This is a genomic window from Citrobacter sp. Cpo103, from assembly GCF_030332605.1.
Taxonomy (GTDB): Bacteria; Pseudomonadota; Gammaproteobacteria; order Enterobacterales; family Enterobacteriaceae; genus Citrobacter; species Citrobacter portucalensis.
The window spans coordinates 287513-311876 of record NZ_JAOWHO010000020.1 but is presented as its reverse complement, the minus strand read 5'-3'; the positions used below and the strand labels follow the sequence as shown (position 1 = coordinate 311876).

Annotated in this window: 23 protein-coding genes; 8 read left to right on the top strand and 15 right to left on the bottom strand. The window is 54.2% G+C overall.

Features of this window, described 5'->3' with window-relative positions:
• Positions 1–61: 61 nt before the first annotated feature.
• From OGX89_RS04070 to OGX89_RS04040, 7 genes are all read right to left on the bottom strand, one after another.
• Positions 62–1249, bottom strand: a complete 1188-nt coding sequence (locus OGX89_RS04070; protein WP_286559970.1) for an MFS transporter — start codon at positions 1247–1249, stop codon at positions 62–64.
• Positions 1250–1343: 94 nt separating this feature from the next.
• The gene (locus tag OGX89_RS04065; protein ID WP_003830079.1) at positions 1344–1595 is read right to left on the bottom strand and encodes a putative Se/S carrier protein; all 252 of its coding nucleotides are present in this window, start codon (positions 1593–1595) and stop codon (positions 1344–1346) included.
• Positions 1592–2359 carry a putative 2-hydroxyacyl-CoA dehydratase activator YjiL gene (yjiL, locus tag OGX89_RS04060; protein WP_003830076.1) on the bottom strand — a complete coding sequence of 256 codons (768 nt, stop codon included), beginning with the start codon at positions 2357–2359 and terminating at the stop codon, positions 1592–1594. Before yjiL ends, OGX89_RS04065 begins: the two co-directional genes overlap by 4 nt.
• A gap of 9 nt (positions 2360–2368) precedes the next feature.
• On the bottom strand, positions 2369–3520 hold the full coding sequence (locus OGX89_RS04055) for a double-cubane-cluster-containing anaerobic reductase (RefSeq protein ID WP_003830073.1): 1152 nt from the start codon (positions 3518–3520) through the stop codon (positions 2369–2371).
• A gap of 95 nt (positions 3521–3615) precedes the next feature.
• Positions 3616–4080, bottom strand: coding sequence for a GNAT family N-acetyltransferase (locus OGX89_RS04050; RefSeq protein WP_126957755.1), 465 nt, complete (start codon positions 4078–4080; stop codon positions 3616–3618).
• 13 nt (positions 4081–4093) lie between these two features.
• Positions 4094–5374: a DUF445 domain-containing protein gene (locus OGX89_RS04045; protein WP_003830070.1), complete on the bottom strand. Its 1281-nt coding sequence runs from the start codon at positions 5372–5374 to the stop codon at positions 4094–4096.
• Positions 5375–5448: 74 nt separating this feature from the next.
• A complete protein-coding gene (locus OGX89_RS04040; RefSeq protein ID WP_003845596.1) occupies positions 5449–6375 on the bottom strand; it encodes a LysR family transcriptional regulator in 927 nt (308 codons plus the stop codon).
• Positions 6376–6594: 219 nt separating this feature from the next.
• Here OGX89_RS04040 and OGX89_RS04035 point away from each other — a divergent pair, with 219 nt between their 5' ends.
• On the top strand, positions 6595–7827 hold the full coding sequence (locus tag OGX89_RS04035) for a dicarboxylate/amino acid:cation symporter (RefSeq protein ID WP_003830065.1): 1233 nt from the start codon (positions 6595–6597) through the stop codon (positions 7825–7827).
• Positions 7828–7857: 30 nt separating this feature from the next.
• Positions 7858–9048: a cystathionine beta-lyase gene (gene metC / locus OGX89_RS04030; RefSeq protein ID WP_126957759.1), complete on the top strand. Its 1191-nt coding sequence runs from the start codon at positions 7858–7860 to the stop codon at positions 9046–9048.
• 79 nt (positions 9049–9127) lie between these two features.
• Here metC and mdtM read toward each other — a convergent pair whose 3' ends face one another.
• From mdtM to OGX89_RS04015, 3 genes are all read right to left on the bottom strand, one after another.
• Positions 9128–10369, bottom strand: a complete 1242-nt coding sequence (mdtM, locus tag OGX89_RS04025; protein ID WP_126957761.1) for a multidrug efflux MFS transporter MdtM — start codon at positions 10367–10369, stop codon at positions 9128–9130.
• Positions 10370–10693: 324 nt separating this feature from the next.
• Positions 10694–11344, bottom strand: coding sequence for a LysE family translocator (locus tag OGX89_RS04020; RefSeq protein ID WP_063941056.1), 651 nt, complete (start codon positions 11342–11344; stop codon positions 10694–10696).
• 60 nt (positions 11345–11404) lie between these two features.
• Positions 11405–12208, bottom strand: coding sequence for a helix-turn-helix transcriptional regulator (locus OGX89_RS04015; RefSeq protein ID WP_286559967.1), 804 nt, complete (start codon positions 12206–12208; stop codon positions 11405–11407).
• Between the two features lie 230 nt (positions 12209–12438).
• Here OGX89_RS04015 and OGX89_RS04010 point away from each other — a divergent pair, with 230 nt between their 5' ends.
• Entirely contained in the window at positions 12439–13401 is a 963-nt protein-coding gene (locus OGX89_RS04010; protein WP_126957765.1) for an Rpn family recombination-promoting nuclease/putative transposase, read from the top strand.
• 51 nt (positions 13402–13452) lie between these two features.
• On the opposite strand, the gene OGX89_RS04005 is transcribed toward OGX89_RS04010, so the two are convergent.
• A complete protein-coding gene (locus tag OGX89_RS04005; protein ID WP_080625766.1) occupies positions 13453–14865 on the bottom strand; it encodes an aminotransferase-like domain-containing protein in 1413 nt (470 codons plus the stop codon).
• 177 nt (positions 14866–15042) lie between these two features.
• On the opposite strand from OGX89_RS04005, the gene OGX89_RS04000 reads away from it, so the two are divergent.
• The 4 genes from OGX89_RS04000 (at position 15043) to OGX89_RS03985 (ending at position 17947) form a co-directional block, all read left to right on the top strand.
• A complete protein-coding gene (locus OGX89_RS04000) occupies positions 15043–15207 on the top strand; it encodes a DUF1127 domain-containing protein (RefSeq protein WP_008786105.1) in 165 nt (54 codons plus the stop codon).
• Between the two features lie 148 nt (positions 15208–15355).
• Complete coding sequence (locus OGX89_RS03995; protein WP_126957766.1) at positions 15356–15820, top strand: MarR family winged helix-turn-helix transcriptional regulator; 465 nt, start codon at positions 15356–15358, stop codon at positions 15818–15820.
• A 5-nt stretch (positions 15821–15825) separates the two neighbouring features.
• Positions 15826–16893, top strand: a complete 1068-nt coding sequence (locus tag OGX89_RS03990) for an HlyD family secretion protein (RefSeq protein WP_126957768.1) — start codon at positions 15826–15828, stop codon at positions 16891–16893.
• Entirely contained in the window at positions 16883–17947 is a 1065-nt protein-coding gene (locus OGX89_RS03985; RefSeq protein WP_126957770.1) for a DUF2955 domain-containing protein, read from the top strand. The genes OGX89_RS03990 and OGX89_RS03985 overlap by 11 nt, the downstream gene beginning before the upstream one ends.
• A 103-nt stretch (positions 17948–18050) precedes the next feature.
• Here the strand turns inward: OGX89_RS03985 and yjiA are convergent, their stop codons facing one another.
• The 4 genes from yjiA to OGX89_RS03965 form a co-directional block, all read right to left on the bottom strand.
• On the bottom strand, positions 18051–19007 hold the full coding sequence (gene yjiA / locus OGX89_RS03980) for a GTPase (protein WP_126957772.1): 957 nt from the start codon (positions 19005–19007) through the stop codon (positions 18051–18053).
• Positions 19008–19019: 12 nt separating this feature from the next.
• Positions 19020–19214, bottom strand: a complete 195-nt coding sequence (locus tag OGX89_RS03975) for a YbdD/YjiX family protein (protein WP_003830038.1) — start codon at positions 19212–19214, stop codon at positions 19020–19022.
• Positions 19215–19320: 106 nt separating this feature from the next.
• Positions 19321–21471: a pyruvate/proton symporter BtsT gene (gene btsT / locus OGX89_RS03970; protein ID WP_003830033.1), complete on the bottom strand. Its 2151-nt coding sequence runs from the start codon at positions 21469–21471 to the stop codon at positions 19321–19323.
• A gap of 413 nt (positions 21472–21884) precedes the next feature.
• Positions 21885–22427, bottom strand: coding sequence for a hypothetical protein (locus OGX89_RS03965; RefSeq protein WP_003830032.1), 543 nt, complete (start codon positions 22425–22427; stop codon positions 21885–21887).
• Between the two features lie 191 nt (positions 22428–22618).
• On the opposite strand from OGX89_RS03965, the gene tsr reads away from it, so the two are divergent.
• Positions 22619–24280 (top strand): methyl-accepting chemotaxis protein, encoded by a 1662-nt coding sequence (tsr, locus tag OGX89_RS03960; RefSeq protein ID WP_063941063.1) that lies wholly within the window; start codon positions 22619–22621, stop codon positions 24278–24280.
• The last annotated feature ends 84 nt before the right edge of the window (positions 24281–24364 follow it).

Sequence of the window (24364 nt, the reverse complement as noted above, 5' to 3'; positions counted from 1 at the left end):
ATTAAATGCTGACATTTAATTGCGGACTAATCCGAATATATCTTCTTTAGACGTTAGCCGGTTATACCCTTTTGGGCGAGGCGAAACGCTGTTTGTATAATTGCGTGAGGCTGATAAGTGCCGCAATAAACAACGCGACCGCGCCGCACACCGTGGCGTTAACGATCGCCTGTGCGCCGCTTCCCAGCAGGCTGGTTAATAGCGGACCAAGTATTTGCCCAATGCCGTAAGTCAGAGTGACCAGGCCCAGCAGATTAATATTGCGCGGTACGCTAAGTTGTCGGGCAAGCGGCATCACCAGTGAAGTGGTTCCCATAAACGTTGCGCCAAACCCCATGCTGCTTATCACCAGCAGCAGCAAGGAGCCGCTGGCGAGCGTCATGACCACGCAGGCGCTTTGAATCAGCAAATTCACCGTCAGGCATTGCAATACACCCCAGCGTCGGGCGGCCCACAGCCAGGCGAAACACCCCGGAATTATCGATATGCCGACCAGCGACCAGAGATGGGCAGTCAACAGCGGCGAACCGGCACTTTTCGCCATCAGCGGCAGGTAGGTGGCGACAATGATGTAGCCAAATCCGGCCAGCCCGTACAGTAGCGCCAGCAGCCACCAGGACATAGGCTGATACTCTGTTTTTACCGGGGCCGCAGCGGGGAGCATGTGGTCGCGAGATGGCAGGAGTATAACCAGTAGCACGAAGAACAGAGCCGAGGCTGCCGCTGCGCCCAGCCAGAGCGTGTGCGATGAAAGCGCAAAATGCAGACCGATAATGACATATTCATTGCCCAGCAAAATGCCTGCACCAACGCCGGAGAACAACGCCGCGATCACGAAGGGATGCCGGGTATGATGCAGAACGATCATTGAGCCAAAGATCATCATACCGGCACTGGCGACGCCTGCCAGAAAGCGGATCAGCATCACCAGCGCGGGCTGCGTAAAGCTGGCCATCGCCAGAATCAGCCCTGCGGTAGCGAGCGCGGACGTTAGCAGCATCGGGCGTAAGCGTGAGGGAAGATGGAAGAGCCCGAAGGAGAAGAGCAGGCTTCCTGCCAGATACCCGGCGTAGTTGGCGCTAGCAATCCAGGAGAGTTGGTCAAACGTAAATAGACCTTCCGACAGCAGCACTGGCAGCATTGGTGTATACAGAAAGCGCCCAATTCCCATACCCAGTGTTAAGACCAGCATGCCAAAAAGCGCGACGCTGATGGCATGACGATTTGAATCTGGGCTTCCCTGGGACATACGGACTCTCATTTCGCGCTGTTAGCTGATAATTGTTATATTACATGCGTAAATGATAATGAAAAGTAAAATAAAACCAAGTCCCCTGACTCGTTCAGGAAGGAGGAAAAGTGGCAAGGCAGCGCCAGTCTCCGTTTTCAAGACGGTAGATAGATTCGGTATGACCCGGAATTATCCACTCATCCTCCTTGCCAGCAACACAGTCGATGTAAATGCACAGCCCGCAGCCACCGCGTAGCTCGCGGGGAATATCTGCCACCCGAAAGCACATACCCGCAGCCTGTAGCGCTTTACGCGTTTTGATGACGCCGAGGGTAGTATGAAACAAGAACAGTGTTTCCTTCACTCACGTTTCCCCTGACGCTGACCAATTAACGCGGCCCCAATCGCCCCAGCAAACTGCGCGTCGGGATGCGTGTGTACGGGAATGCCAATGTGGCCTTCAAGCATACGAGCAAAGGCGTGACAGTGACTTACTCCCCCGGTAAATAACAGTGGAGCCTGCCCTGAAAGCCGTCCGATGAAATTCGCGCTGCGTCGGGCCATCGCGTTGATCACACCTGCTAAAATGGCCTCCGGCGCGACACCCGCAGAGCGCAGGCTTATAACCTCTGACTCGGCAAAAACCGTGCACATGCTGGTGATGGCATGTGGTTCGACGCCAGCGGTAATCGCATCTAGCTGCTCTACGCTGGCGCCGAGCGTGCGTGAGATGACTTCCAGAAATCGTCCGGTCCCTGCCGCACATTTGTCGTTCATCAAGAAATCGCTGAGGTTGCCATCATCATCTAACTGGATGACTTTACTGTCCTGACCGCCGATATCAATCACTGTGCGGGTGCCGGGAGCCAGCAAGCGCGCCCCCAGACCGTGGCAGGAAATTTCAGTGACCTGTTTGTCGGCATAATCCACGAGCTGCCGTCCGTAGCCAGTGAGGGTTAAAAATGGTCTATCGTTCAGCCCCGCTTGCAGCGTTTCCCATGCCTGAGCGATCGCTTCGGCAGGGCGAAAAGGTGTTGGGCAGAGGAAGCGACGTCTGATGACGTTCCTTTCCAACAAAATACCTTTAGTCGCCGTGGAGCCGGAATCGATCCCTATTGAGTATGTCATCCCTGTTCCTCACAACATTTCAATGAACGCGGCGACACGAGTGCTAAGTTGGCCGATATCCGCGCTGGAGTAGTCGGTTTCAATAGCGATATAGGGAATGTTGTGCTGCTGGCGGACGTGGCGTTTAATGGCCAGTGATTCAACGGCGTAAGTGTGGCAAGCCTGTAAAATGACATCGACGACGCCGTCAGCCTGGTACTCTTCAACCATTTGGCTGAGCATTTTCAGACGTTGATCGTTAGGGGAAATACATGAGCAGCCGATGGCGAGGTATTTATCGGTCAGCGCGTCGTAGACGTCGCCAGTTTCCTCCACGCACTGTTCAGTGGCTTTCGCACCGGTACAGTTTTCATAACCCACCACCCAACCGCCGTTTTCTTCAATGGCACGAACCACTTTTTCTGCCGCGCCGCCGATGGGGCAGCCGGTTATCAGTATGCGTGGACGTGACGCCAGACGTTTCCCGGCCTGCCATTCCTGATGTACCCGCTCGGCCATGCTATTAAGCTCGTCGATCAGTGCTGCTTTATCAAAGCGGAAGGTTGCACCGTAGACGACTTTCAGAATGTCACTGCCGCTGAGTGCGGGTGGGTTGAGCTGACCAACGCGGTAGAAGTTTGCCAGTGCACGACGTTCCTGGTTTTTTAGAATGACGGCTTCACGTAGCGCGGCTTCGGTTATCGGGGTGCCAAAACGGGCTTCGATTACCTGCTGCAAACGCAGGATCTCGGCTTTCCACAGCGCCCGCGAAGCCGCATCACTGGCGCTGTTGGGCAGTTGCATCACATGTACCGCTTTAAATTCAGCCATGTACTCGTACATCTTCTTTTTACCATCGCAGGTCGTTTCGCCCACCACCAGGTCAGAGAAGTAGAAGTACGGACATTTATCCGTTTTACCAAACCCGTAGCTGCTTTTGATCAGTGGACACAGGTTTCGTGGCAGATCTTTTTCGGCCTCTTCAATCGTTTCATCAGAGGTTGAGCATAGCGAAACGACGACCGCGCCTGCCGCCATCGCTATCTCCTGCGGCATAAAGGTGCAATAGGTCCCAACGAGCGGGATACCCTGCTCTTTAAGATCCATTACGGTGAGAAAACCTTTCTGACGGGCGTCGGAGAATTGATTAAAAATGGCGGGTAAATCGGTGATTAGCGACATGATTTTCCTTCCCCGTAACACGGGAGACAGTAAAAAGACGTCGCATTATAACCATGCAATTTATCTGGCTTTATTGATGTACAACAATTGTGCGCTTACAGATTACGACTGTAGACCCGTGAGACTTCCCTCCACGGATGATAGCCCGGCCCGTCAAAGTAAAATCCCGCTTTCTCGTATAAGCCTTCCAGGTCAGTACACAAATGGAGCTGCATAAAGCCTAGCTGTTTAGCCTGCTGCACAATATGTTCAATCAGGCGAAATGCCAGACCGTGACCACGATAGCGAGGATCGACATAGAGCGCGCATAGCCACGGCCACAGTTCGCCGCGACTGATAAAATCATTAGTGATCAATCCGGCGCAGCCAACAATGCTGTCGCCGTCCTGCAGCCAGTACCACTGCGGTAGCGGGTTCTTTGCGCCAATGCAACGATGCAGCGCATCTTCGTATACCTTCACGGAGTCTTCTGAGGCCCATTGTTGCTGAAAGTAAGCGGTGACCTCGTGCAGTTTTTCCGGTGTTTCGCGCAGGGAAAAAATGCGGATGTTCATCGTCATTGAATTTTTCTCCTTAAAAATTCGCCAGCGTCAGCAGGGAAGGAATTTGCGACAACAGATATAACACCAGCCCAATAGAACCGCCAACCAGCGTGCCGTTGACGCGGATAAACTGCAAATCTTTACCGATGTTCAGCTCAATTTGCTGCGACATATCGCGTGCATCCCAGCTTTTCACCGTGTCGCTGATATGGCGCGTCAGGAAGGTGGCGAACTCTGGCGCTACTTTATGCGCGGCCTGTTCCAGATGCCCATTCAGTGAGGCGCGCAGGGCGCTGTCGGCTACCAGTGTTTCGCCGAACCACTGCCCGGCGCTGGCGATGCGCTGCTTCACGCGGGAATCATCGGCGTTAATGTCGGTTTTCACCCACTGACGTAGATCTGCCCACAGCTCGCCAAGATAACGGTTGAAGGCTTCATCTTCCTTCAGATAGCTTTTCAGGCTTTCGGCCCGCACGGCCATCTCCGGATCGTGTTTGAGCTTATCGATGAGTTTAAACGTGGCGCGATCGAAGGCATGGCGGATCTGATGTGCGCGATCGTGGCTGATGTCATCCAGCAAGGAGTTAACGGCATCAGACACCAGCTCGGCACTGTGCTCGCCCAGCCATTCGGTCGGCAGGATCTTCGCTTTCAGCGGATGTTCGGTTTCCAGCCAGTGCACGACCTGTCTGGCGATAAACGCTCGCGAGCTGTCGCGCTGGAGCAGGGCGATCAGTTGGGCGATCAGCGTGTCGAGCAGCACCTGATGGCGATTGTTTTTGGTCATGCTTTCCAGCATCAGCGCACTGGTACCTGAGAGATCGACCTTGTCGATGGCCTTGTGCACCGCCCGCTTGATCAGCCGCTGAATGCGCGAGTCGTCGGTCAGTTCGAGAAAACCGCTCATAATTTGCAGTAGATGCTGGCCAATACGCTGGGCGTTTTCCGGCTGGCTGAACCAGTTGCCGATCAACAGCGCCGGTTCATGGCGGCGGATCAGCGCGACCAGCGACTGGGTATCGAGAAATTTTTCCTGGACAAATTGCCCGAGATTTTCGCCGATCCGATCCTTATTGCGCGGGATAATCGCCGTGTGCTGCGAGATAAACGGGATCGGCACCCGGCGAAAAAGCGCCACCACGGCAAACCAGTCCGCCAGCGCGCCCACCATCGCCGCTTCGGCGATCGCTTTGATCCCCAGTACCCAAAAGTTAGGCGGCAGAAACAGCGTGATGACGAAGGTGGCAGCGGCAATCAGCAGCAATGAGAGCGCCAGTCGCTTGGCGCGTTTGAGTTCAGCAATTTTATTCATAGGCTAAGGATAGAGCCAGACGGGGGGATCGCGCAAAAAATGTGGAGCGCCTCCCATTTTCAGGTGGGCTGGGCTTACTCCGGGATCCAGTTGTCCCAGGCGGGTAAGGGGCCGAGTTCCGCCACCAGAAAATCGATAAACGATCGCACCTTAGGATTGCTGTACTTGCTGGGAAAGTACAGCGCATACAGGGCGTGAGTTTCACAGGTGATAGTGCCGTCGAGCATCAGCGGCGTTATCTCTTCTTTTTGAATATGATCGCCAATCAGATAGGTGGGCAAATACGCCACTCCCTGATCTTCTAACACTGACTTCAGCAATACCAGACTGCTGTTGGCCTGGATCGGCATATGCAGTTTCAACTGATGCAGACGATCCTGTTCATCCGCCACCTTCAGCACCGGTGTGAGGCCTGGATAAACCAGACAATCATGATCCACCAGATCGCTTCGACGCTGGGGCATGCCTTTTTTGGCGAGGTAGCCGGGTGAGGCACAGTACGCCCAGCGAACAGGCACCAGCTTGCGCATCGCATAGTTTTGCGGCGGTGCGGTGGAGATGCGCAGGGCGATGTCGAAATCTGTTTCGTTCAGATTCACAAAGTTATCGTTGAGATCGATATACAGATTCACATCCGGGAACTGGGAGCGATATTTATCCACCAGGTTCACCAGCCGGGAATAACCAAACGCAATTGAGCAGGTTATGCGTAATTCACCCTGCGGGCTGTGGTAATAACCGGAAGTGGTATTCAGCGTTTCATCGAATTCTTTCAAAAGCTTATTAGCGCGGTTGAAGAGATATTGCCCTGCGTCGGTCAGGGTAATACTGCGGGTGGTGCGTTTAATTAATGTCGTGCCCAGCGTGTCTTCCATCGCAGCCAGACTTTTGCTGACCGCAGACGGCGATACGTTGAGCTGCGCCGCGGCTTCTGACAATCCTCCGCAGTCGACGATTTTAGTAAAAAACTCCAGATGCTTGAGTGAAATCGGCGTACTCATAGTTTCCTTTAATTCACAAGTGATTTGCAAAAACGGTACGAATAGGCCGTTACATTCGCGTTTTAAACATGCAACTATTGAATCACAGGAAACAACTTGCTGGCAAAATGAAAAAATAACAACTTAGGTGAGTTACGTCACAAAATAAAAGGAGGCGAAACGGAAACTCATTACATTGTGAATTTAATCTCATTAATTATTATTCTAAAGGTACCGATTATGTGGTCACGACTCGAACCCTACAAATCGTCGATTATTTTATTAGTTGCTCTGGTGATTGGCGGCTTATTAGGTATTTATGCCCCATCGTTTGCAAGTAAACTCCAGCCAATAGGTCAGATATTCTTAAACCTGCTATTTATGATTATTGTGCCGCTGGTGGGTATCAGCGTTATGTCTTCGATCGCCAGTATGACCGACCTGAAAAGGCTGGGACGCATTATGGCGATTATCTTTATTGTTTCGATCGCCATGGCCTTTATTCCAGCCGCCGGGATCGTCGCGCTGGCGCTCTGGTATAACCCGGCGCAGGGCGTCACTATCGATCTCTCGCAGTCGGTACAGGCGGGCAGCGGTAAGATGGATTTTGTCAGTATGATCACCACCAGCGACTTTATCGGACTGTTTTCTAAGTCCAATATTCTGGCGCTGATCGTAATGGCGATCATCGCCGGTGTCGCAATTGGCCAGTCGGATCAGGCCGGTAAACGCATTGCGTCGCTGTTGGAAGACGCCAATACCGTGATCATGAAGATCGTGTCGATCATTATGAAGGTCGCGCCGATTGGTCTGGGCTGCTACTTCGCCGCCACCATGGCCAGTCAGGACTCTGCACTACTGTTAACCTTTGCCCGCGCCATCGGCCTGTTTATGGTTGCCACGCTGGTCTACTTTGTTTTTGGCTCAATTCTCTATTCGTATATTGGCGGCGGTATTCCGGCGGTCAAAGCCTTCTGGCGTAACGCGATTGAACCGTCTGCGACCGCGCTGGGGACCTGCTCTTCACTGGGGACGCTGCCGGTGACGCTGCGTGCCGGTAAGGCGATGGGGATTAACCCGGAAATCGTTGATGTCTCCATTCCGCTGCTGGTTAACCTCAACAAGGGCGGCGTGGCGATGATTGCCGCGCTAAAAATTGTCTTTATCTATTCCGTGCTGGGCATGGAATTCACCACCGAAACCTTCTTCCTGACGATGCTGATTGCGGTGCTCTCCGCCATTATCGTTGGTGGCGTACCGGGCGGGGCGTTCCTCGGTGAAATCTTTATCGTCACAACGCTCGGCCTGCCGATGGAAGCAATCCCGATGCTGGTGGTGCTGGGCACCATTACCGATGCGCCGGCCACACTGATTAACGTTATCCATGATTTGAATGCGGCGCAGATTGTTGAACGGTTCGCTGGAAAAAAGCAGACCAACACTGAAATAAACTCTACTGCTGCGGTGGTATAGGTTTCACACGGATTAAGAACAGGAGATGTTATGAAAGACGCAATGAAGCTTGAAACGCACCTGGTTGTTGCTGGTCGTGACAAACGCTACACCCAGGGAGCGGTGAATCCGGTTATCCAACGCGCCTCTTCACTGGTATTTGATACCGTGAAGGACAAGAAATTTGCCACCGCCAATCGCGCTAACGGCGAGCTGTTTTACGGTCGTCGCGGAACCTACACCCACTTTGCCTTTCAGAAGGCAATGAGCGAGCTGGAAGGCGGCGTTGGCTGCGCGCTGTACCCTTGCGGCGCTGCGGCGGTGACAAACGCGATTCTGGCGTTTGTTCAGGGTGGTGATCATATTCTGATGACGGGTGCGGCCTATGAACCAACCCAGGATTTTTGCAATAAGATCCTGAGTAAATTCAACGTGGAAACAACGTATTACGATCCGCTGATTGGTGCAGGTATCGTCGATCTTCTGCGTCCGGAAACGAAGGTGGTATTCCTTGAGTCACCAAGTTCTATCACCATGGAAGTCCAGGACGTGCCGGGGATGGTGAAGGCTATCCGCGCGGTGAATCCGGAGATTGTTATTATGATCGACAACACCTGGGCGGCGGGCGTGCTGTTCAAAGCGCTGGATTATGGCGTGGATATTTCCATTCAGGCGGGAACGAAGTACACCATCGGTCATTCGGACGGCATGCTGGGCACGGCGGTGTCGAACGCCCGTTGTTGGGATCGTCTGCGCGAGAACTCCTATCTGATGGGGCAAACGCTGGACGCCGATACGGCCTACAACGGCAGCCGCGGATTGCGCACCCTGGCGGTACGTCTTAAGCAGCATCAGGAGAGCAGCATCCATATTGCCCGCTGGCTGTCGGCAAGGCCGGAAGTGGCGCGGGTGAATCATCCGGCATTACCGGAATGTCCGGGCCATGAGTATTTTCAGCGCGACTTTACCGGAAGCTCAGGCCTGTTCTCGTTTGTGCTGAAAAAGAGATTGACCGACGAACAGATGGCGAATTTCCTCGATAACTTCTCGCTGTTCCATATGGCCTATTCGTGGGGCGGATTTGAATCGCTCATTCTGGCGAACCAGCCGGAAGAGCTGAACAGCATTCGCCCGGCTGGAGAGGTGGATTTCAGCGGTACGCTGGTCAGGGTGCATATCGGCCTTGAGGATATCGACGACCTGATTGCCGATCTGGAAGCGGGATTTGCACGCATTGCGTAAGGTGAGGTGAGCGTAGCCGGATGCGGCGCAAGCGCTTATCCGGCCTACATAGTTGTCGTAGGCCGGATAAGCGGGCAGGTTAGTTTTCAGTGGCTAACGTCGTTGCCTCATGCTGGCGTACCCGTTTGAGTAAACCTGCCAGCGTGAACACGACAGCGAGCCCTGCCGCAACCGCCAGCAGATGAAACGAAATCCTGCCGCCGTTAAACCATAGCCAGCGCCCAGTTTCGACAGAAACCGCCATCACCGCCAGGATCACCATATTCAACGATGCGGAAACCGTACCCTTCGGTAAGTTGTTGGAAAACAGTGTAAAGCGGAACAGCGTTGGGAAGATCATCCCAATACCAAACGCATACAGGCTGGTCCCCAGCACCGACCACAGCCAGACGTGCGGCCACAGTAAATTGCCGACAATCAGCACTGCCAGCCCGCTCAGCTGTATAGGTGCGGCCCGCCAGATGAAGCGTGGTTGGGTCGGATCTTTCACGAAACGAACCACCACCATATTGGCGATGATAACTGCGCCGAACACCGGGGCCTGTGCCCAGGCAAACTCCGATGTGGTCATGCCGCCAGCATCGATCAGAATAACCGGTGAGACCGCCACCCAGCTCATCATCGGGATATAGCTTAACGACAGCGTGGCTGCGCCAAACAGGAACACCCGGTTGCGGAAAACGTCGCGGAAATCACGCACTACGCCGCGGGCACTGAACGGCACCGTGCCGCGCTGGACGGTTTCCGGCATGGCTAACATTAACCCAATCAGGGCGATAAGCCCCATGACGGCAATGATGGCAAACAGGATCTTCCAGTGTACAAAGTGCATCAGCGCGGCCCCGGAGAGCGGGCCGATAACCGGTGCAACCAACACAATGGAAGTGATTATCGCCATTAACTTAATGGCCTTCGTTTGCCCAAACGCCTCCTGCACCGTGACATAGCCAACGGTCGCGATAAAGCAGATGCTGGTGCCCTGCACAAATCGGGCTACCAGAAATTGCGTCATTGAGGTGGTGAACAGCGTGGCAGCGCAGGCGAGGGTAAAGATTAACGCCCCCGCAATCAGCACGGGTCGACGGCCAATTCGGTCGGAAAGCGGCCCCAGCAGCCATTGCAGCGCCATGCCGCCCGCCAGATAGAGGCTCACCGCAGCGGGTGCCAGGCTAACATCGGCGTTGAAATCACGTACCACATTGATGATGCCAGGCTGGATCAGGTCCGTCGACAGATAGGCGGCGAAGTCATATAAAATCAACGCGACAGGAAAAAATAGCGTTGTGGCGCGTTGGGAGAAAAACGCGAGAATCCGTTGCATAAAACAGCTCCTTGTCGGGAGAAAACCCTCAACGGGAATAGCGAAATTCAATACCGTCTTTGAGACGTCAGACCGATGACAGAAAAAAGCAGACTGCAAATGTACTGAATTTCATGTAATCAAAAACGCTGTCTGCGCGAAGCGCAAACAGAAGATACGCTCACTGACGCGGGGTCAGAAAACGTAACGATTACAGGTAACAATCAGCACATCGCACCTCAGGAAGAGTAAGTTGAACGGGTAATAACCATCCGCAGTGTAATGCGGATTGGATATTAATTAAACGAGTTTATCCGGTTTATGTGCAGAAAATCGCCCTGGAAATCAGACTACGATGCTCGGCAAAAATCGCAGCGCGATGGCACAACCGAAGATAATCAATACACCCCCAGCGATACGTTCCACCCATAATATCCCTCTGGATAACCGTCGCTGGATCTGCGGTAAACCGATGAACATCACGATCAGCAGATCCCAGCACAGCACTACGCTGGTCATCCAGATCCCGCTCATGGTTTGCTGCAGCAGCGTCACCGACGGGCCGAGCAGGGCGGTCATTAGCGCCAGATAGAACAGCGCATTTTTTGGGTTGAGCAGTGACGAACCCAATCCCAGCAGTAGCTGTTTGCCAAATCCTGGACAGGTAGACTGGGTGTCTGTTCCGGTCAGCGTTTGCGGGCGGCTGCGTACCAGCAGGCTGCCAATCCACAATAAATAAAGCGCGCCCAGCAGCTCAATAACCGTAAACAACAGGGGAAGCTGGCGCAGGATCCCCCAACCGATAATTGCCAGCAGAACATACAGCCCGTTGCCGAAAGCGATCCCCACGCACAACCCGGCGCTGCCGCGCATCCGGTATCGTGCGGCGTAACCGACCAGTAAAAAGAAGTCCGGCCCGGGGCTAAGCAATGCGACGAAATGCGCCAGCGCCAGCGCGGGAAAAGCAGAAGGAAAAAGTACAGAAAGCAGCGACATAGCGACCTCAGAGAATGAATCTGAGAGCACCGTACGCCTGACGCAGCGCTAATTATTGTCTTATATTGATCGTCCCAACGCGTACTGGCGCGGTGTGGCGGCGGTGTAGCGAACAAAGGTGCGATGGAAATGGCTCTGGTCGGCAAACCCGCTCTGGTATCCGACATCGGCAATTTCGTCCCCGGCCCGTAGCCGCTGGCGAGCATAGTCAATCCGTATGATGTTCAGATAACTTCCTGGCGTCAGCCCGGTATCTTGCTTAAAGGTACGGATCAGCGTCTCTTTACGCATATGACACTCATGTGCCAGCTCATCGAGCGAGGGCGGCGCGAGCAGGCTGGACTGCAACCGTTCGCGCAGATACTGGCTGGTTGCGCTTAGGTTGTCTTGTGTGACCGACTGCAACGGCAGCGTGTGCAGCAATGCTTGTGCGGCATCCGTTATTTGCGCGGTTTGGCGTTGCGGCATGAGCGTCACAAGGTGCATATAACGCTGGAATAATTGCGCATCGCGGATAACGGGAGCAGGCGTGCAAAGCCGCTGATTGGTGTTCTGTGCAGGGAGATTAGCAAGACACCACTGGGCATCAAGATAAAGCATATGATAGCTGCGAAACTGTCCGTTCACAGGATTACAGCTGTGAGGTGCCAGCGGCGGTATCACAATCAGATCGCCCACCTGCAGATGGTATTCCTCGCCATCGCACAGACAGCACGTTTCCCCCTCGAGAATTGCCCCAATCGAGAGCTGAGAGTGGTGATGCCGCTTATAGGCCTGCTGGCTCTGCCAGGTGCTGCGCAGCTCCAGCCACGGCAACTGCTCATCACGCCAGAACGATTGTGGAATATCTCGGGTATGCGTCACATCGTGTCCTCCCTGAAAGTGATGGTTTGTTATAGCACAGGCCGGGAGGTGAAAAAGTGGGAATGCGCATTGAGATGGCGATTCTGCGTGACGTGTTCCAGACAAATGTAGACGTTACATAAGGGCGTTGTTATCCCGGAAATCGCCTCGCAAAGAGAGAAAGTTGCAGGTGAGGATGTGGTTTTCCGGCGCTACAGTCATGGCATCTTATTTTCAGGTGAAGGATCGCCATGAACAAAGCTTCCGCTTCAACACCGCATGATGCGGTTTTTAAAACATTTTTACGTCACCCTGAGACTGCACGGGATTTCCTACAAATACATCTTCCCGCTTCGCTGCGCGAGCTTTGCGATCTTCGGACGCTTAAACTCGAGTCAGACAGTTTTATCGAAGAGAATTTACGTGCGTACTATTCCGATGTGCTGTGGTCGGTGAAAACGACGGATGGGGATGGATATATTTATGTAGTGATTGAACACCAAAGCACACCGGATGCGCATATGGCATTCAGACTGATGCGCTATGCGGTAGCGGCCATGCAGAAACATTTAGATGCCGGGCATCAGCAGTTGCCGCTGGTGGTGCCGATGCTGTTTTATCACGGCGCTAAAAGCCCGTACCCTTATTCGCTGTGCTGGCTGGATGAGTTTGCCAACCCGAAGCTGGCTCGTCAGCTGTATGCTGCGGCGTTTCCGCTGGTGGATATTACGGTTATTCCGGATGACGAAATTGTGCAGCATCGACGTATGGCGCTGCTGGAGTTAATCCAAAAACATATCCGTCAACGCGATCTTATGGGATTGGTTGAGCAAATTGTTTCCCTGCTACTTACCGGACTGACTAATGACAGCCAGATAAAGACACTGTTTAATTATATTTTACGAACTGGCGATGCACCTCGATTCAGTGAGTTTATTCGCGGGGTTGCCGAACGTTCACCGCAGCACAAGGAGCATTTGATGACGATTGCGGACAGATTGCATGAGGCAGGATTTCAAAAAGGATGGCTTGAAGGTAAGCAGGAAGGTAAACAAGAAGGCAAAAAAGAAGGCAAACAGGAAGGGCTAATAAAGGGACGACGTGATGAGGCGCTACGTATTGCCCGCACCATGCTGGCAGATGGCATCGATATCAGCACGGTACAAAAAATCACCCGACTTTCCGTTGAAGATATTCAGGGCGTAAGCCATTAGAAATGACTTAAACCGTGCAATCGCCTGCACGGGAGCACCGGGTGGTCCGGTTTACTCTATTGCCGTTTTTACCGCCTCGCCGAGCTTCTGCATTACTTCCCGATGCTTCTCGTTTGGCGGCAACGCGCAGTTGATGCGCACACAGTTGCGATACTTCCCCGATGCGGAGAACAGCGAACCCGGCGCAACCTGGATTTTCAGGCGACAAAGCTGCTTAGCGACACAGACCATATCGACCTGGAGCGGTAGCTCGACCCACAGCATAAAGCCGCCTTTCGGTCGGGTGACACAGATCCCGCAGGGGAAGTATTCCCGTACCCAGCAGGTGTAGATCTCCATATTGCGCTGATAAATCTGGCGCATACGCCGGATATGCCGATGATAATGCCCTTCGCGAACAAAGGAAGCCGCTGCCAGCTGTGTAGCGGGAACGTTAGTGCCGATGACGGCATACTTCATGTGCAGCAGCTTGTTGTAATAGCGACCTGGCACCACCCAACCCACGCGCAGCCCGGGGGCGACGGATTTGGTAAATGAACTGCAGAGTATTACGCGGCCGTCGCTGTCCCAGGAGTGGATCGTGCGCGGGCGCGGATACTCTGTGGCCAGTTCGCCATACACATCGTCTTCAAAAATCACGATGTCGTGACGCTGGGCGAGGGCGAGCACTGCCCGCTTACGCGCATCCGGCATAATGAATCCGAGAGGGTTGTTGCAGTTGGGAACCAGCAGCACACCTTTGATCGGCCACTGATCCAGCGCCAGCTCCAGCGCTTCAATGCTGATCCCGGTATCCGGATCGGTTGGGATCTCAATCACCTTGATCCCTAAGCCGCGCAGTAGCTGCATCGTGCCGTAGTAGGCCGGTGATTCAACGGCGACAATATCTCCGGGCTGGCAGACCGTCAGCAGCGCCAGCGACATTCCGCTCTGACTGCCGCTGGTGATCACAATATCGTCTGCATTGACCACTGAACCGCCGTCCAGCATCAGCCGTGCAATCTGCTGACGCAGTTCACGGCATCCGGATATTTCATCGTAGCCCAGTATCGCGCGCAGATTATGCTGCGCCACGCGACTGAGCTCGCGCCACAACGGCTTCAGGCTCGGTTGATCAATGTCGGGCACGCCGCTGCTAAACGGAATTATCGATTTGTCCGCGTTGCCCTTTAGCATATCCAGCACCTGATCCCACTGGGTGATTTCGACCGGACGCTGTACCGGACGCGACATCGGTGGCACGGGTGGCTGCGCTTTTTGTGGCGCGACAAAATAACCGGAACGTGGCTGGGGCGTGATCAGCTGGCGCTGTTCCAGCGTCTGATACGCCTGCTGGACGGTGCTGATGCTGACCCCGTGCTCCTGGCTCAGGCTGCGAACCGAGGGCAGTTTTTCGCCATGGCGATACAGCCCCTGCTCAATGCGTTCGGCCAGCAGATTGGCCAGATGTTGGTAACGCGTCATGCTGTATCCCTCATGGGTACCATACAGATTAAAAAATCAGTACAGATTGGCGTGAAAAAAGCGATGCAGAACTCTTTTTAACCAATCTGTATGTTAAATAAAAGTACTTTGTGAGTCTGTATTGTTTTAGGCCAGATCCGTGAAGATAAAGCCTCTGGCAAGGCGGGGAGGCAAGGTATGGAATTTCACGAGAATAAAGCAAAACAGCCGTTTATTGGGTTTGTACTGATCTGGCGGGCATACAAGGCGTGGCGGCTGCGAGCGCAAACGCGGCGCGTATTGCAACAGATGAGCGATGAGCGGCTGCGGGACGTCGGGCTGCGACGCGATCAGGTGGAGTGATTTTCTTTCATCGACAGAGGCTGGGGGGTTATCGTCCCGGCCTCTTTTATATTCACTATATTTATCAATTCATGCTTCTGGATAGTCTGTTCCTTGATACTTACCATGATAAGTATTATTTTCTTTTCAGCGATGAGGGGAAAATAAGATGACTGAAGATGAACTGTTTGCCCGCCGACCAATGGGGATGCGCATGGCAATGGTGGTGCGCCAGTGGCGGGCCATTATTGATGCTGCCATCACCGATACAGGCCTGACGCAGTCAAGCTGGACGGTACTGATGCAACTGTATCAACTGGGAGACAACGTCTCAGTCAGTGAACTGGCACAAATGCAGGGCATCGAACTGCCGCCGCTGATGCGCACCCTCTCGCAGCTGGAAAAGCAGGGCTATCTGCTGCGTTCCACATCGCCTTATGACAAACGCATCCGCCTGTTAACGCTGACCGCGCAAGGCCGCTTAAGGCTGGATGAACTCAACCGGGTGATAGAGACATACCAACATCGCGTCACCTGCACCATTCCTGAAGCGGAACTTGCCTCCTTCAGCGCGACCTTAAATCAACTCGCCTGCAATTTGCGGACAATCCGCGAAGAAGACAATCAACACTAAAAAATATGATGACCCCAGAACAAAAATTTGCCCGTTGGGTAAGGGTGAGTATTGCCGCTTTCCTGGTAATATTCGCCTGGTTTATCGTTGCCGATATCTGGATCCCGCTGACGCCGGACTCCACGGTGATGCGTGTGGTAACGCCCGTTTCCTCACGCGTTTCCGGCTACGTCTCGCAGGTGCATGTACACAATAATAGCCAGGTGAAGAAGGGCGATTTGCTGTACGAACTGGATCCGACGCCGTTTATCAATAAGGTCGAGGCTGCGCAAATCGCCCTTGAGCAGGCGAAGCTGAGCAATCAACAGCTGGATGCGCAGATAGCTTCCGCGCGCGCCAACCTGCGCACCGCGCAATTCAACGCCCATAACGATAAGACCACCCTTGATCGCTATCAGCGCCTGAGCGCCATGCAGAACGTGTCGCAATCCGATCTCGACAAGGTGCGTACCGCCTGGCAGACCAGCGAGCAGTCGGTGGCGGCGCTGAATGCCAGTATTCAGAACCTGCTGATCCAGCGCGGCGAGCGCGATGACAAGCGTAACGTGACGCTGCAAAAATACTGTAACGCGCTGGAAGAGGCGCAACTGAACCTCGGCTGGAGCAAAGTATATGCCCAGACCGACGGTACGGTGAGTAACCTCCAGCTTAGCCCCGGACTTTACGCCACCGCCGCCACGCCGCTACTGGCGCTGGTCAGCCATCAGACCGATATCGTGGCCGACTTTCGCGAGAAAAGCCTGCGCCACACTCGGGTAAATACCGATGCCGCCGTGGTGTTCGATGCCATGCCGGGCAAGGTCTTCTCTGCCCGCGTCACCAGCAGCGATGCCGGTATTCTGGCAGGTCAGGAGCAGGTTAACGGCCAGTTGTCGCAACCGGAACAGTCTACCCGCTGGGTGCGCGATGCCCAGCGTATGCGTATTCACGTCGCGCTAAACGAACCGCTCGACACGCCGTTACCGACCGGGGCGCGCGCCACGGTACAGCTGTATAACAGCGAGGGGATGTTCGCCCGCACCTTTGCCGGAGCGCAGATCCATCTCGTTAGCTGGCTGCATTATGTCTATTAACACGCTGGCCCACGTCTTTACGCCGCACGGGAACATTGTCTACACCGCCAATGATTTTCGCCAGACCCTGCGTATCTCCGTTGCCGGGACAATCGCGCTGAGTATCTCGACATTCTACAACGTGCAGTACGGCGTATTTTTTGTGGTTTATCCGCTGATGCTGCTGTCGCTGGTGCCGGTGTTCAACCGCCATGTGGCAACACAGTTCGTGTTCAGCGCGGCGGTGAACTGTGTCGAAATGGTGCTGATCGTCGGCTATTTCTCACAGTGGCCGCTGATTATGACGCTGGTGGTGTTCGGCCTGTATGTGATGCGTTTTCGTTTTATGAGCAAAGGACCGCTGTTTCTGCTCGGTTCGATGGGCGTGGTGTGCCAGAGTACGATGCTCAACTTTATGAGCTATCCCACCACCAACTGGCATACGCTGATGTTCTCCAATATGGAAGCCTGCGTCATGGCGGTGGCGCTGAGCGCGCTGCTGCATTATCTGATCCCGGACGTGGAACCCCGCCAGCCACCGCCGCGCATTGAGAAAGATGCCGCCCGGGTTCGCCACGAGTCGCTGCTTTCCGGTACGGTGGCAACGATGATTTTTGTGGTCTTCCAGATCTGCGATTTGAGTGATTCGCTGTCGGCGCTGATGGCCGGCATTTTGATCCTGTTTCCGATGCACTACCGCGGCGCGGTGATCAGCTCGATTTGGCGCGTGGTCGGCGTGGTGCTGGCCTGCCTGTATATTCTGCTGGTGCAGCTGCTTATCTATGATTTCAGCAACCATATGCTGCTGATGATGCCGCTGATTGGCCTCGGGCTGGCGTTCAGCGCCCGCCTGCACGTAATGGAAAAAGTCGGGGCGGGCGTGGGTTTTGCCAGTATCACTACTATCGGCATTATGTTTGGTCAGAACCTGCACCCGGATCAGGACCTGGTGTTCAGCGATCTGTACCGCATCACCTCCGTCACCGTCGCGCTGGTGGCAACGCTGACCATGGTATTCCTGGTACACCGGGTGTTGAACTGCTTTGTCGCGACGCGGTTTGTGATTACCGAATGAGTGGGGGCAAGTGCCGGATGGCGGCCGCGCCTGATCCGGCCTACGGGAAAGTGCCATTAGTAGGCCCGGTAAGCGTAGCGCCACCGGGCAATTCAGCAGGAGATTACTTCTTCAATCCCGCAAATGCCGCTCTGATCTCGTCTTCCGGCAAATTAATGCCGATAAACACCAGCAGGCTGTGTGGTTGTTCGTCGCCCCACGGGCGGTCCCAGTCGGCGCTGTACAGGCGCTGGACGCCCTGGAACAGCAGGCGGTTTGGCTCGCCTTCAATCCACAGCATACCTTTGTAGCGCAGCAGCTTCTCGGCGGATTCCAGCAGCAGGTTTTCCATCACTCGCGACACGTCGCTGATGTTTACCGGGTAATCCAGCGCGACGACGATCGAGGAGATATCGTTTTGCTTGTCGGCGATAAAGTGGAAGCGCGGTTTGGCGCTGACCACGTTCTCTTCCAGCATAAAACCGTTGGTGTCGAACAATTGCGCGAGGTCGATATCGCCATGCGTCACGGTGTAAATCGGCGCACGGGCGTTGATGCGCGACAGGCGCTCACGCAGTTTTTCGCTTTCACCCGCGACGTCGGTTTTGGTCAGCAGGATCCGGTCGGCGTAGCCGACCTGCGACTGGGCGATGGTGAACTGGTTCATCTGCTCGTCGGCATGTACCGCGTCAACCAGCGCAATTACGCCGTCCAGCAGGTAGCGTTCGCAAATCACTTCATGGGAGAAAAAGGTCTGGATGATCGGGCCGGGATCGGCCATGCCGGTGCATTCGATCACCAGACGGTCGAAATTGATGGCGCCTTTGTCGAGGTTATCGAGCAGGTCTAACAGTGCGTCTTCCAGCTCACTGGAGCGGGTACAGCAAATGCAGCCGTTGGTCAGGGTTTTGATCTGCGTGGCGCGATCGCCAATCAGCTGATCGTCCACCGAGACTTCGCCGAATTCGTTTTCGATAACGGCAATCTTGTAACCGTGCTGCTCGTTGAGAATATGGCGCAGCAGGGTGGTTTTACCCGCGCCAAGAAAACCGGTGAGTAGGGTAACTGCAATCGGGGTCATTCACTTCTCCTTCTAACAGCAACTGCTTCCGCCGCTACCGTAGCGGGCTTCCTGGCGCTCGCGGAAGAATTCTTCGTAGGTCATGTACGGCTTATCGGGATGGTTGGTCTTCATGTGCTCGACGTAGTTGTCGTAGTCCGGAATACCAATCAGCATTTTCGCCGCCTGACCGAGATATTTTTTTGCCTGACCTAAAGTACCAAACATGGAACGCCCTGTTAATGAATAAAGCCGGATGGCGGCTTGCGCCTGATCCGGCCTACGTTAACTTTACTTTGTAGGCCGGGAGCGCAGTGCGCCACCCGGCTTCAGGTTAGTGGTGTGAAGAGGTCTTCACGCCGCCTTCCGGCACCGGTACATACGGCGTCTCTTTATCAGAGCGACCGTTGATGGCGCGGGCTTTCTGCCAGGTACGGAACCCGTAGAAAATGATGCTGTACACCACCACCAGGAACAGAATACTCAGACCTGCGTTGGTGTAGTTGTTGACGACGATGTGGTTCATGTTGGCAATCTGCTGAGCGGTCAGTTCGCCGCCGTTAGCAATCTTCTCTTTGTACTGATTCGCCATGAAGAAGAAGCCTTCCATCTGCGGGTTGGTGCTGAACAGTTTCAGACCCAGCGCCCATGTGGTGCAGATAAGCAGCCATACTGCCGGAACAACGGTAACCCAGATGTATTTGGTGCGCTGCATTTTAACCAGTACCACGGTGCCGAGAACCAGTGCCACGGCAGCCAGCATCTGGTTAGAGATACCGAACAGCGGCCACAGGCTCTTAACGCCGCCCAGCGGGTCAACAACGCCTTGATACAGCAGGTAACCCCACAGGCCTACGCAGCCCGCAGTACCGATGATACCCGCAACCAGAGAATCGGTTTTCTTCAGGAACGGCACGAAGTTACCCAGTAAATCCTGCAGCATAAAGCGGCCAGAACGGGTACCGGCATCCAGTGCGGTCAGGATGAACAGCGCTTCAAACAGAATACCGAAGTGGTACCAGAAGCCCATATCAGCCATCGGCAGCACTTTGTGGAATACGTGAGCGATACCAACGGCCAGCGTCGGTGCGCCACCTGCTCGGTTCAGAACGGACGGTTCACCGATGTCTTTCGCGGTTTGCAGGATCTGCTCAGGCGAAATGACGAAGCCCCAGGAGCTGACGGTCGCTGCCGCATGTGCGGTGACGTCTTTCAACTGCGCCATAATCAGCGGTGCGTTTTCGCCGCTCATTTCATGCAGGTTCGGCATGGTGATGCCAAGGCCCGCAGGCGGGGTGTTCATCGCGAAGTACAGACCTGGTTCGATGATAGACGCGGCAACCAGCGCCATAATTGCGACGAAGGATTCCATCAGCATCGCGCCGTAACCGATAAAGCGCGCATCGGTTTCACAGGCCAGCAGCTTCGGTGTGGTACCGGAAGCAATCAGCGCGTGGAAGCCAGATACCGCACCACACGCGATGGTGATGAACAGGAACGGGAACAGAGCGCCTTTCCACAGCGGACCGGTACCATCAACGTACTGGGTCATCGCTGGCATTTTCAGTTCCGGGTTGAGGATAACAATCCCCACCGCCAGACCGACGATAACGCCGATTTTCAGGAAGGTAGCCAGATAGTCGCGCGGGGCGAGGATCAGCCATACCGGCAGCAGCGCAGAGATAAATGCGTAGCCGATCAGGGTAAAGGTAATGGTGGTGTCTTTAAAGGTCAGCGCCGGGCCCCAATACGGGTCGTGCGCAATCACGCCGCCGAAGTAGATAGAAGCTACCAGCAGCACAATACCAATCACCGACACTTCGCCCACGCGTCCCGGTCGCAGGAATCGCATGTAGATCCCCATGAACAACGCGATAGGTACGGTTGAGCAGACGGTGAACACACCCCACGGGCTTTCTGCCAGCGCTTTCACTACGATCAACGCCAGTACTGCGAGGATGATGATCATTATTAAGAAGCAGCCGAACAGCGCAATGGTTCCCGGGATCGGGCCCATCTCTTCTTTGATCATCTCACCCAGAGATGCGCCGTTACGGCGGGAAGAGATAAACAGCACCATGAAGTCCTGTACCGCACCGGCCAGCACGACGCCTGCCAGCAGCCACAGCGTACCGGGCAGGTAGCCCATCTGCGCGGCCAGTACCGGCCCAACCAGCGGACCTGCACCTGCGATAGCGGCAAAGTGGTGACCAAACAAGACGTTACGGTTGGTTGGAACGTAGTTCAGACCGTCATTGTTGATGACCGCCGGCGTGGCACGCGTTGGGTCAAGTTTCATCACCTTTTGGGCGATGTACAGGCTGTAGTAACGATAGGCCACCAGATAAACAGAAACTGAGGCGACCACGATCCACAGGGCACTAATGTGTTCACCCCGACGTAATGCCACTACCGAGAGGCAGAATGCACCGATGATTCCGAGAATCACCCAGGGTATGTGCTTGAATATCTTTTTCGTATCCATAGTAAAACCTGGTTTTTTACCCGTTATACTTCAAGTTGTATGTGCGTTGGCTTCATTCGCTCACCCCAGTCACTTACTTTTGTAAGCTCCTGAGGATTCCCTCATTTGCCGCCTTCTTACAACTCGAATTATCTAGGGTACCTATTAATAATTGGCCGAAGCCGCGTGGGTTTGATCTTGTGTTTGAGGAGGTTATTTGACTGCTATGTTGGGGGGATCTTGCCAGAGAATTACGCGCGTAAAGTAAGGTAAATAAGTGAGCGGTTGTATGTCAGCTTAAGCGGTCCCAAGTGTCAGTGAGCGGTAAACTGCGGGGAGAACGGGGAAATTTATGTGATTGAGATCACGGCATTATAGCGTTTGCCTGCCTACATGCCGTGTTTTCCCACTGACAAAGCACCTCACTGGGAGACTCAGATTACGATATAACAGTAAGGCGTATGTTCGATGTCTCTGAGCAACACATGTTTCTTACGTGATTTAGTCAGGTAATATTTTTCATCCAGATAGTAGTCAATGAGTTCATCGAGACGCTCTTTATCTATGCGGGGCGTTACCCCCAGCGTCCAGAAGCTACGCAGCTCTAATTCCGAACGTTTGATTTTTGCGCTTTTAACCAAATCAGCAATCATATTTCTGACGCAGCTTGTCGGATCCTGGTTCTGTTTGAGTTCAAGCGCAATGTAGCTATCCTGCGTCCAGCCTTTTTTCCGCAACAAGAAATCTGCACGTACAGACAAACGCTGTGGATTTTTCCGGAGATCGCAAGCAAGAGTTTGCTCACGCCACCATTCATGACCCGTCGAAGCCAGCAGATTGGCAAATTCTATCTGCATCCAGACTTCCCAACCGGAGATGTTGTACTGATCGATGATATTGAGCTTTTGGCGAATATCTTCACGTTCAAAAAAGTGGTGTGCGAGGGTGGATAGGTGATCAAAATCGCGATTTAACATAGAAGCATCCTTTCCTTCAAAAAACGGAATCCTACACCTAAGACGTAATGGAACGACTAATTTTTTGCGTAATTTGTCATAGGGAACGGTATTTAATGTGAAAACGATAATTTTGTGGCAATTGCTGGCACCATAAAGTTTTCTCTTTCCAGGCCGAAAACCAGAGTATCTGTCTAGCGGAAAGAGAAAACATGTTAAAACGAATGAAGATTGTTACCAGCTTACTGCTGGTATTGGCGCTATTTGGCCTTTTACAGCTCGCCTCGGGCGGCTTGTTTTTTAACTCACTTAAGAATGACAAAGAGAACTTTACCGTTCTGCAAACCATTCGCCAGCAACAGTCTGCGCTGAACGCCACCTGGGTTGAGCTGCTGCAAACGCGTAACACCCTGAACCGGGCAGGCATTCGCTACATGATGGATCAGAGCAATATCGGTAGCGGCGCGACCGTTGCCGAGCTGATGCAGGTGGCGAGTACGGCGCTGAAGCTGACGGAAAAAAACTGGGCGATCTACGAGTCGCTCCCGCGCGATCCGCGCCAAAGCGAAGCCGCTTTCCAGGAGATCAACCGCACCTATGACATCTATCATGGTGCGCTGGCGGAGCTGATCCAGTTACTGGGTGACGGGAAGATCAACGCATTCTTTGATCAACCGACGCAGAGCTATCAGGATGGCTTTGAGAAGCAGTACATGAGTTACATGCAGCAGAATGATCGCCTGTATGACATCGCGGTGGAAGATAACAACAGCTCTTACAGCCAGGCGATGTGGGTGCTGATCTGCGTGCTGATTACCGTACTGGCGGCGATTATTGCGGTGTGGTTTGGTATCAAGCTGACCCTTATCTCCCCAATGAACCGTCTGATCGACAGCATTCGTCATATCGCCAGCGGTGATCTGGTGAAACGTATTGAAGTGGAAGGGTCCAACGAGATTGGGCAACTGGCGGAAAGCCTGCGTCACATGCAGGGTGAGCTGATGAATACCGTGGGTGACGTGCGTAACGGTGCCAACGCGATTTACAGCGGTGCCAGCGAGATTGCGATGGGCAACAACGATCTCTCCTCCCGTACCGAGCAGCAGGCGGCTTCCCTGGAAGAAACTGCGGCCAGCATGGAACAGCTGACGGCGACCGTGAAGCAGAACGCCGAAAACGCGCGTCAGGCCAGCCATCTGGCGCTGAGTGCTTCTGAAACCGCGCAGAAAGGCGGCAAAGTGGTGGATAACGTGGTGCAAACCATGCGTGACATCGCGTCCAGTTCGCAGAAAATCGCCGACATTATCAGCGTCATCGACGGCATTGCCTTCCAGACTAACATTCTGGCACTCAATGCCGCGGTAGAAGCAGCACGTGCAGGCGAGCAGGGCCGTGGATTTGCGGTGGTTGCGGGTGAAGTGCGTAACCTGGCCCAGCGTAGTGCGCAGGCCGCGCGCGAGATTAAGAGCCTGATTGAAGACTCGGTCAGCCGCGTGGATGTTGGTTCAACGCTGGTAGAAAGCGCCGGTGAAACCATGGATGAGATCGTCAATGCGGTAACCCGCGTGACCGATATCATGGGTGAAATCGCCTCTGCTTCTGATGAACAGAGCCGCGGTATTGACCAGGTTGGTCTGGCCGTTGCCGAGATGGATCGCGTGACGCAGCAGAACGCCTCGCTGGTGGAAGAATCCGCCGCCGCCGCTGCGGCGCTGGAAGAGCAGGCCAGCCGCCTGACTCAGGCCGTTGCCGTGTTCCGTATTCAGCATGACCAACAGCGTGCTCGCGATGTTGCGACAGCAAAACCGGTTTCAACGGTCCAGCCGCGCAAAGCCGCGGTAACGGATGCCGGGGATAACTGGGAAACGTTCTAAGCCTGTGATGCCGGATGGCGCTGTCGCTTATCCGGCCTACGGGAAAGTTACGTGGTTGCCGGATGGCGCTGTCGCTTATCCGGC

What these genes read in the sequence shown, in the direction of transcription:
- metC (WP_126957759.1), top strand. Translation starts at nt 7,858, where the DNA reads ATGAAAGACGCAATGAAGCTTGAAACGCACCTGGTTGTTGCTGGTCGT.
- OGX89_RS04040 (WP_003845596.1), bottom strand. Translation starts at nt 6,375, where the DNA reads ATGAGTACGCCGATTTCACTCAAGCATCTGGAGTTTTTTACTAAAATC.
- OGX89_RS04000 (WP_008786105.1), top strand. Translation starts at nt 15,043, where the DNA reads ATGGAATTTCACGAGAATAAAGCAAAACAGCCGTTTATTGGGTTTGTA.
- btsT (WP_003830033.1), bottom strand. Translation starts at nt 21,471, where the DNA reads ATGGATACGAAAAAGATATTCAAGCACATACCCTGGGTGATTCTCGGA.
- OGX89_RS04005 (WP_080625766.1), bottom strand. Translation starts at nt 14,865, where the DNA reads ATGACGCGTTACCAACATCTGGCCAATCTGCTGGCCGAACGCATTGAG.
- OGX89_RS03965 (WP_003830032.1), bottom strand. Translation starts at nt 22,427, where the DNA reads ATGTTAAATCGCGATTTTGATCACCTATCCACCCTCGCACACCACTTT.
- OGX89_RS04070 (WP_286559970.1), bottom strand. Translation starts at nt 1,249, where the DNA reads ATGTCCCAGGGAAGCCCAGATTCAAATCGTCATGCCATCAGCGTCGCG.
- OGX89_RS03985 (WP_126957770.1), top strand. Translation starts at nt 16,883, where the DNA reads ATGTCTATTAACACGCTGGCCCACGTCTTTACGCCGCACGGGAACATT.
- OGX89_RS04035 (WP_003830065.1), top strand. Translation starts at nt 6,595, where the DNA reads ATGTGGTCACGACTCGAACCCTACAAATCGTCGATTATTTTATTAGTT.
- OGX89_RS04055 (WP_003830073.1), bottom strand. Translation starts at nt 3,520, where the DNA reads ATGTCGCTAATCACCGATTTACCCGCCATTTTTAATCAATTCTCCGAC.
- OGX89_RS04010 (WP_126957765.1), top strand. Translation starts at nt 12,439, where the DNA reads ATGAACAAAGCTTCCGCTTCAACACCGCATGATGCGGTTTTTAAAACA.
- yjiL (WP_003830076.1), bottom strand. Translation starts at nt 2,359, where the DNA reads ATGACATACTCAATAGGGATCGATTCCGGCTCCACGGCGACTAAAGGT.
- tsr (WP_063941063.1), top strand. Translation starts at nt 22,619, where the DNA reads ATGTTAAAACGAATGAAGATTGTTACCAGCTTACTGCTGGTATTGGCG.
- OGX89_RS04050 (WP_126957755.1), bottom strand. Translation starts at nt 4,080, where the DNA reads ATGACGATGAACATCCGCATTTTTTCCCTGCGCGAAACACCGGAAAAA.
- yjiA (WP_126957772.1), bottom strand. Translation starts at nt 19,007, where the DNA reads ATGACCCCGATTGCAGTTACCCTACTCACCGGTTTTCTTGGCGCGGGT.
- mdtM (WP_126957761.1), bottom strand. Translation starts at nt 10,369, where the DNA reads ATGCAACGGATTCTCGCGTTTTTCTCCCAACGCGCCACAACGCTATTT.
- OGX89_RS03975 (WP_003830038.1), bottom strand. Translation starts at nt 19,214, where the DNA reads ATGTTTGGTACTTTAGGTCAGGCAAAAAAATATCTCGGTCAGGCGGCG.
- OGX89_RS04020 (WP_063941056.1), bottom strand. Translation starts at nt 11,344, where the DNA reads ATGTCGCTGCTTTCTGTACTTTTTCCTTCTGCTTTTCCCGCGCTGGCG.
- OGX89_RS03995 (WP_126957766.1), top strand. Translation starts at nt 15,356, where the DNA reads ATGACTGAAGATGAACTGTTTGCCCGCCGACCAATGGGGATGCGCATG.
- OGX89_RS04045 (WP_003830070.1), bottom strand. Translation starts at nt 5,374, where the DNA reads ATGAATAAAATTGCTGAACTCAAACGCGCCAAGCGACTGGCGCTCTCA.
- OGX89_RS03990 (WP_126957768.1), top strand. Translation starts at nt 15,826, where the DNA reads ATGATGACCCCAGAACAAAAATTTGCCCGTTGGGTAAGGGTGAGTATT.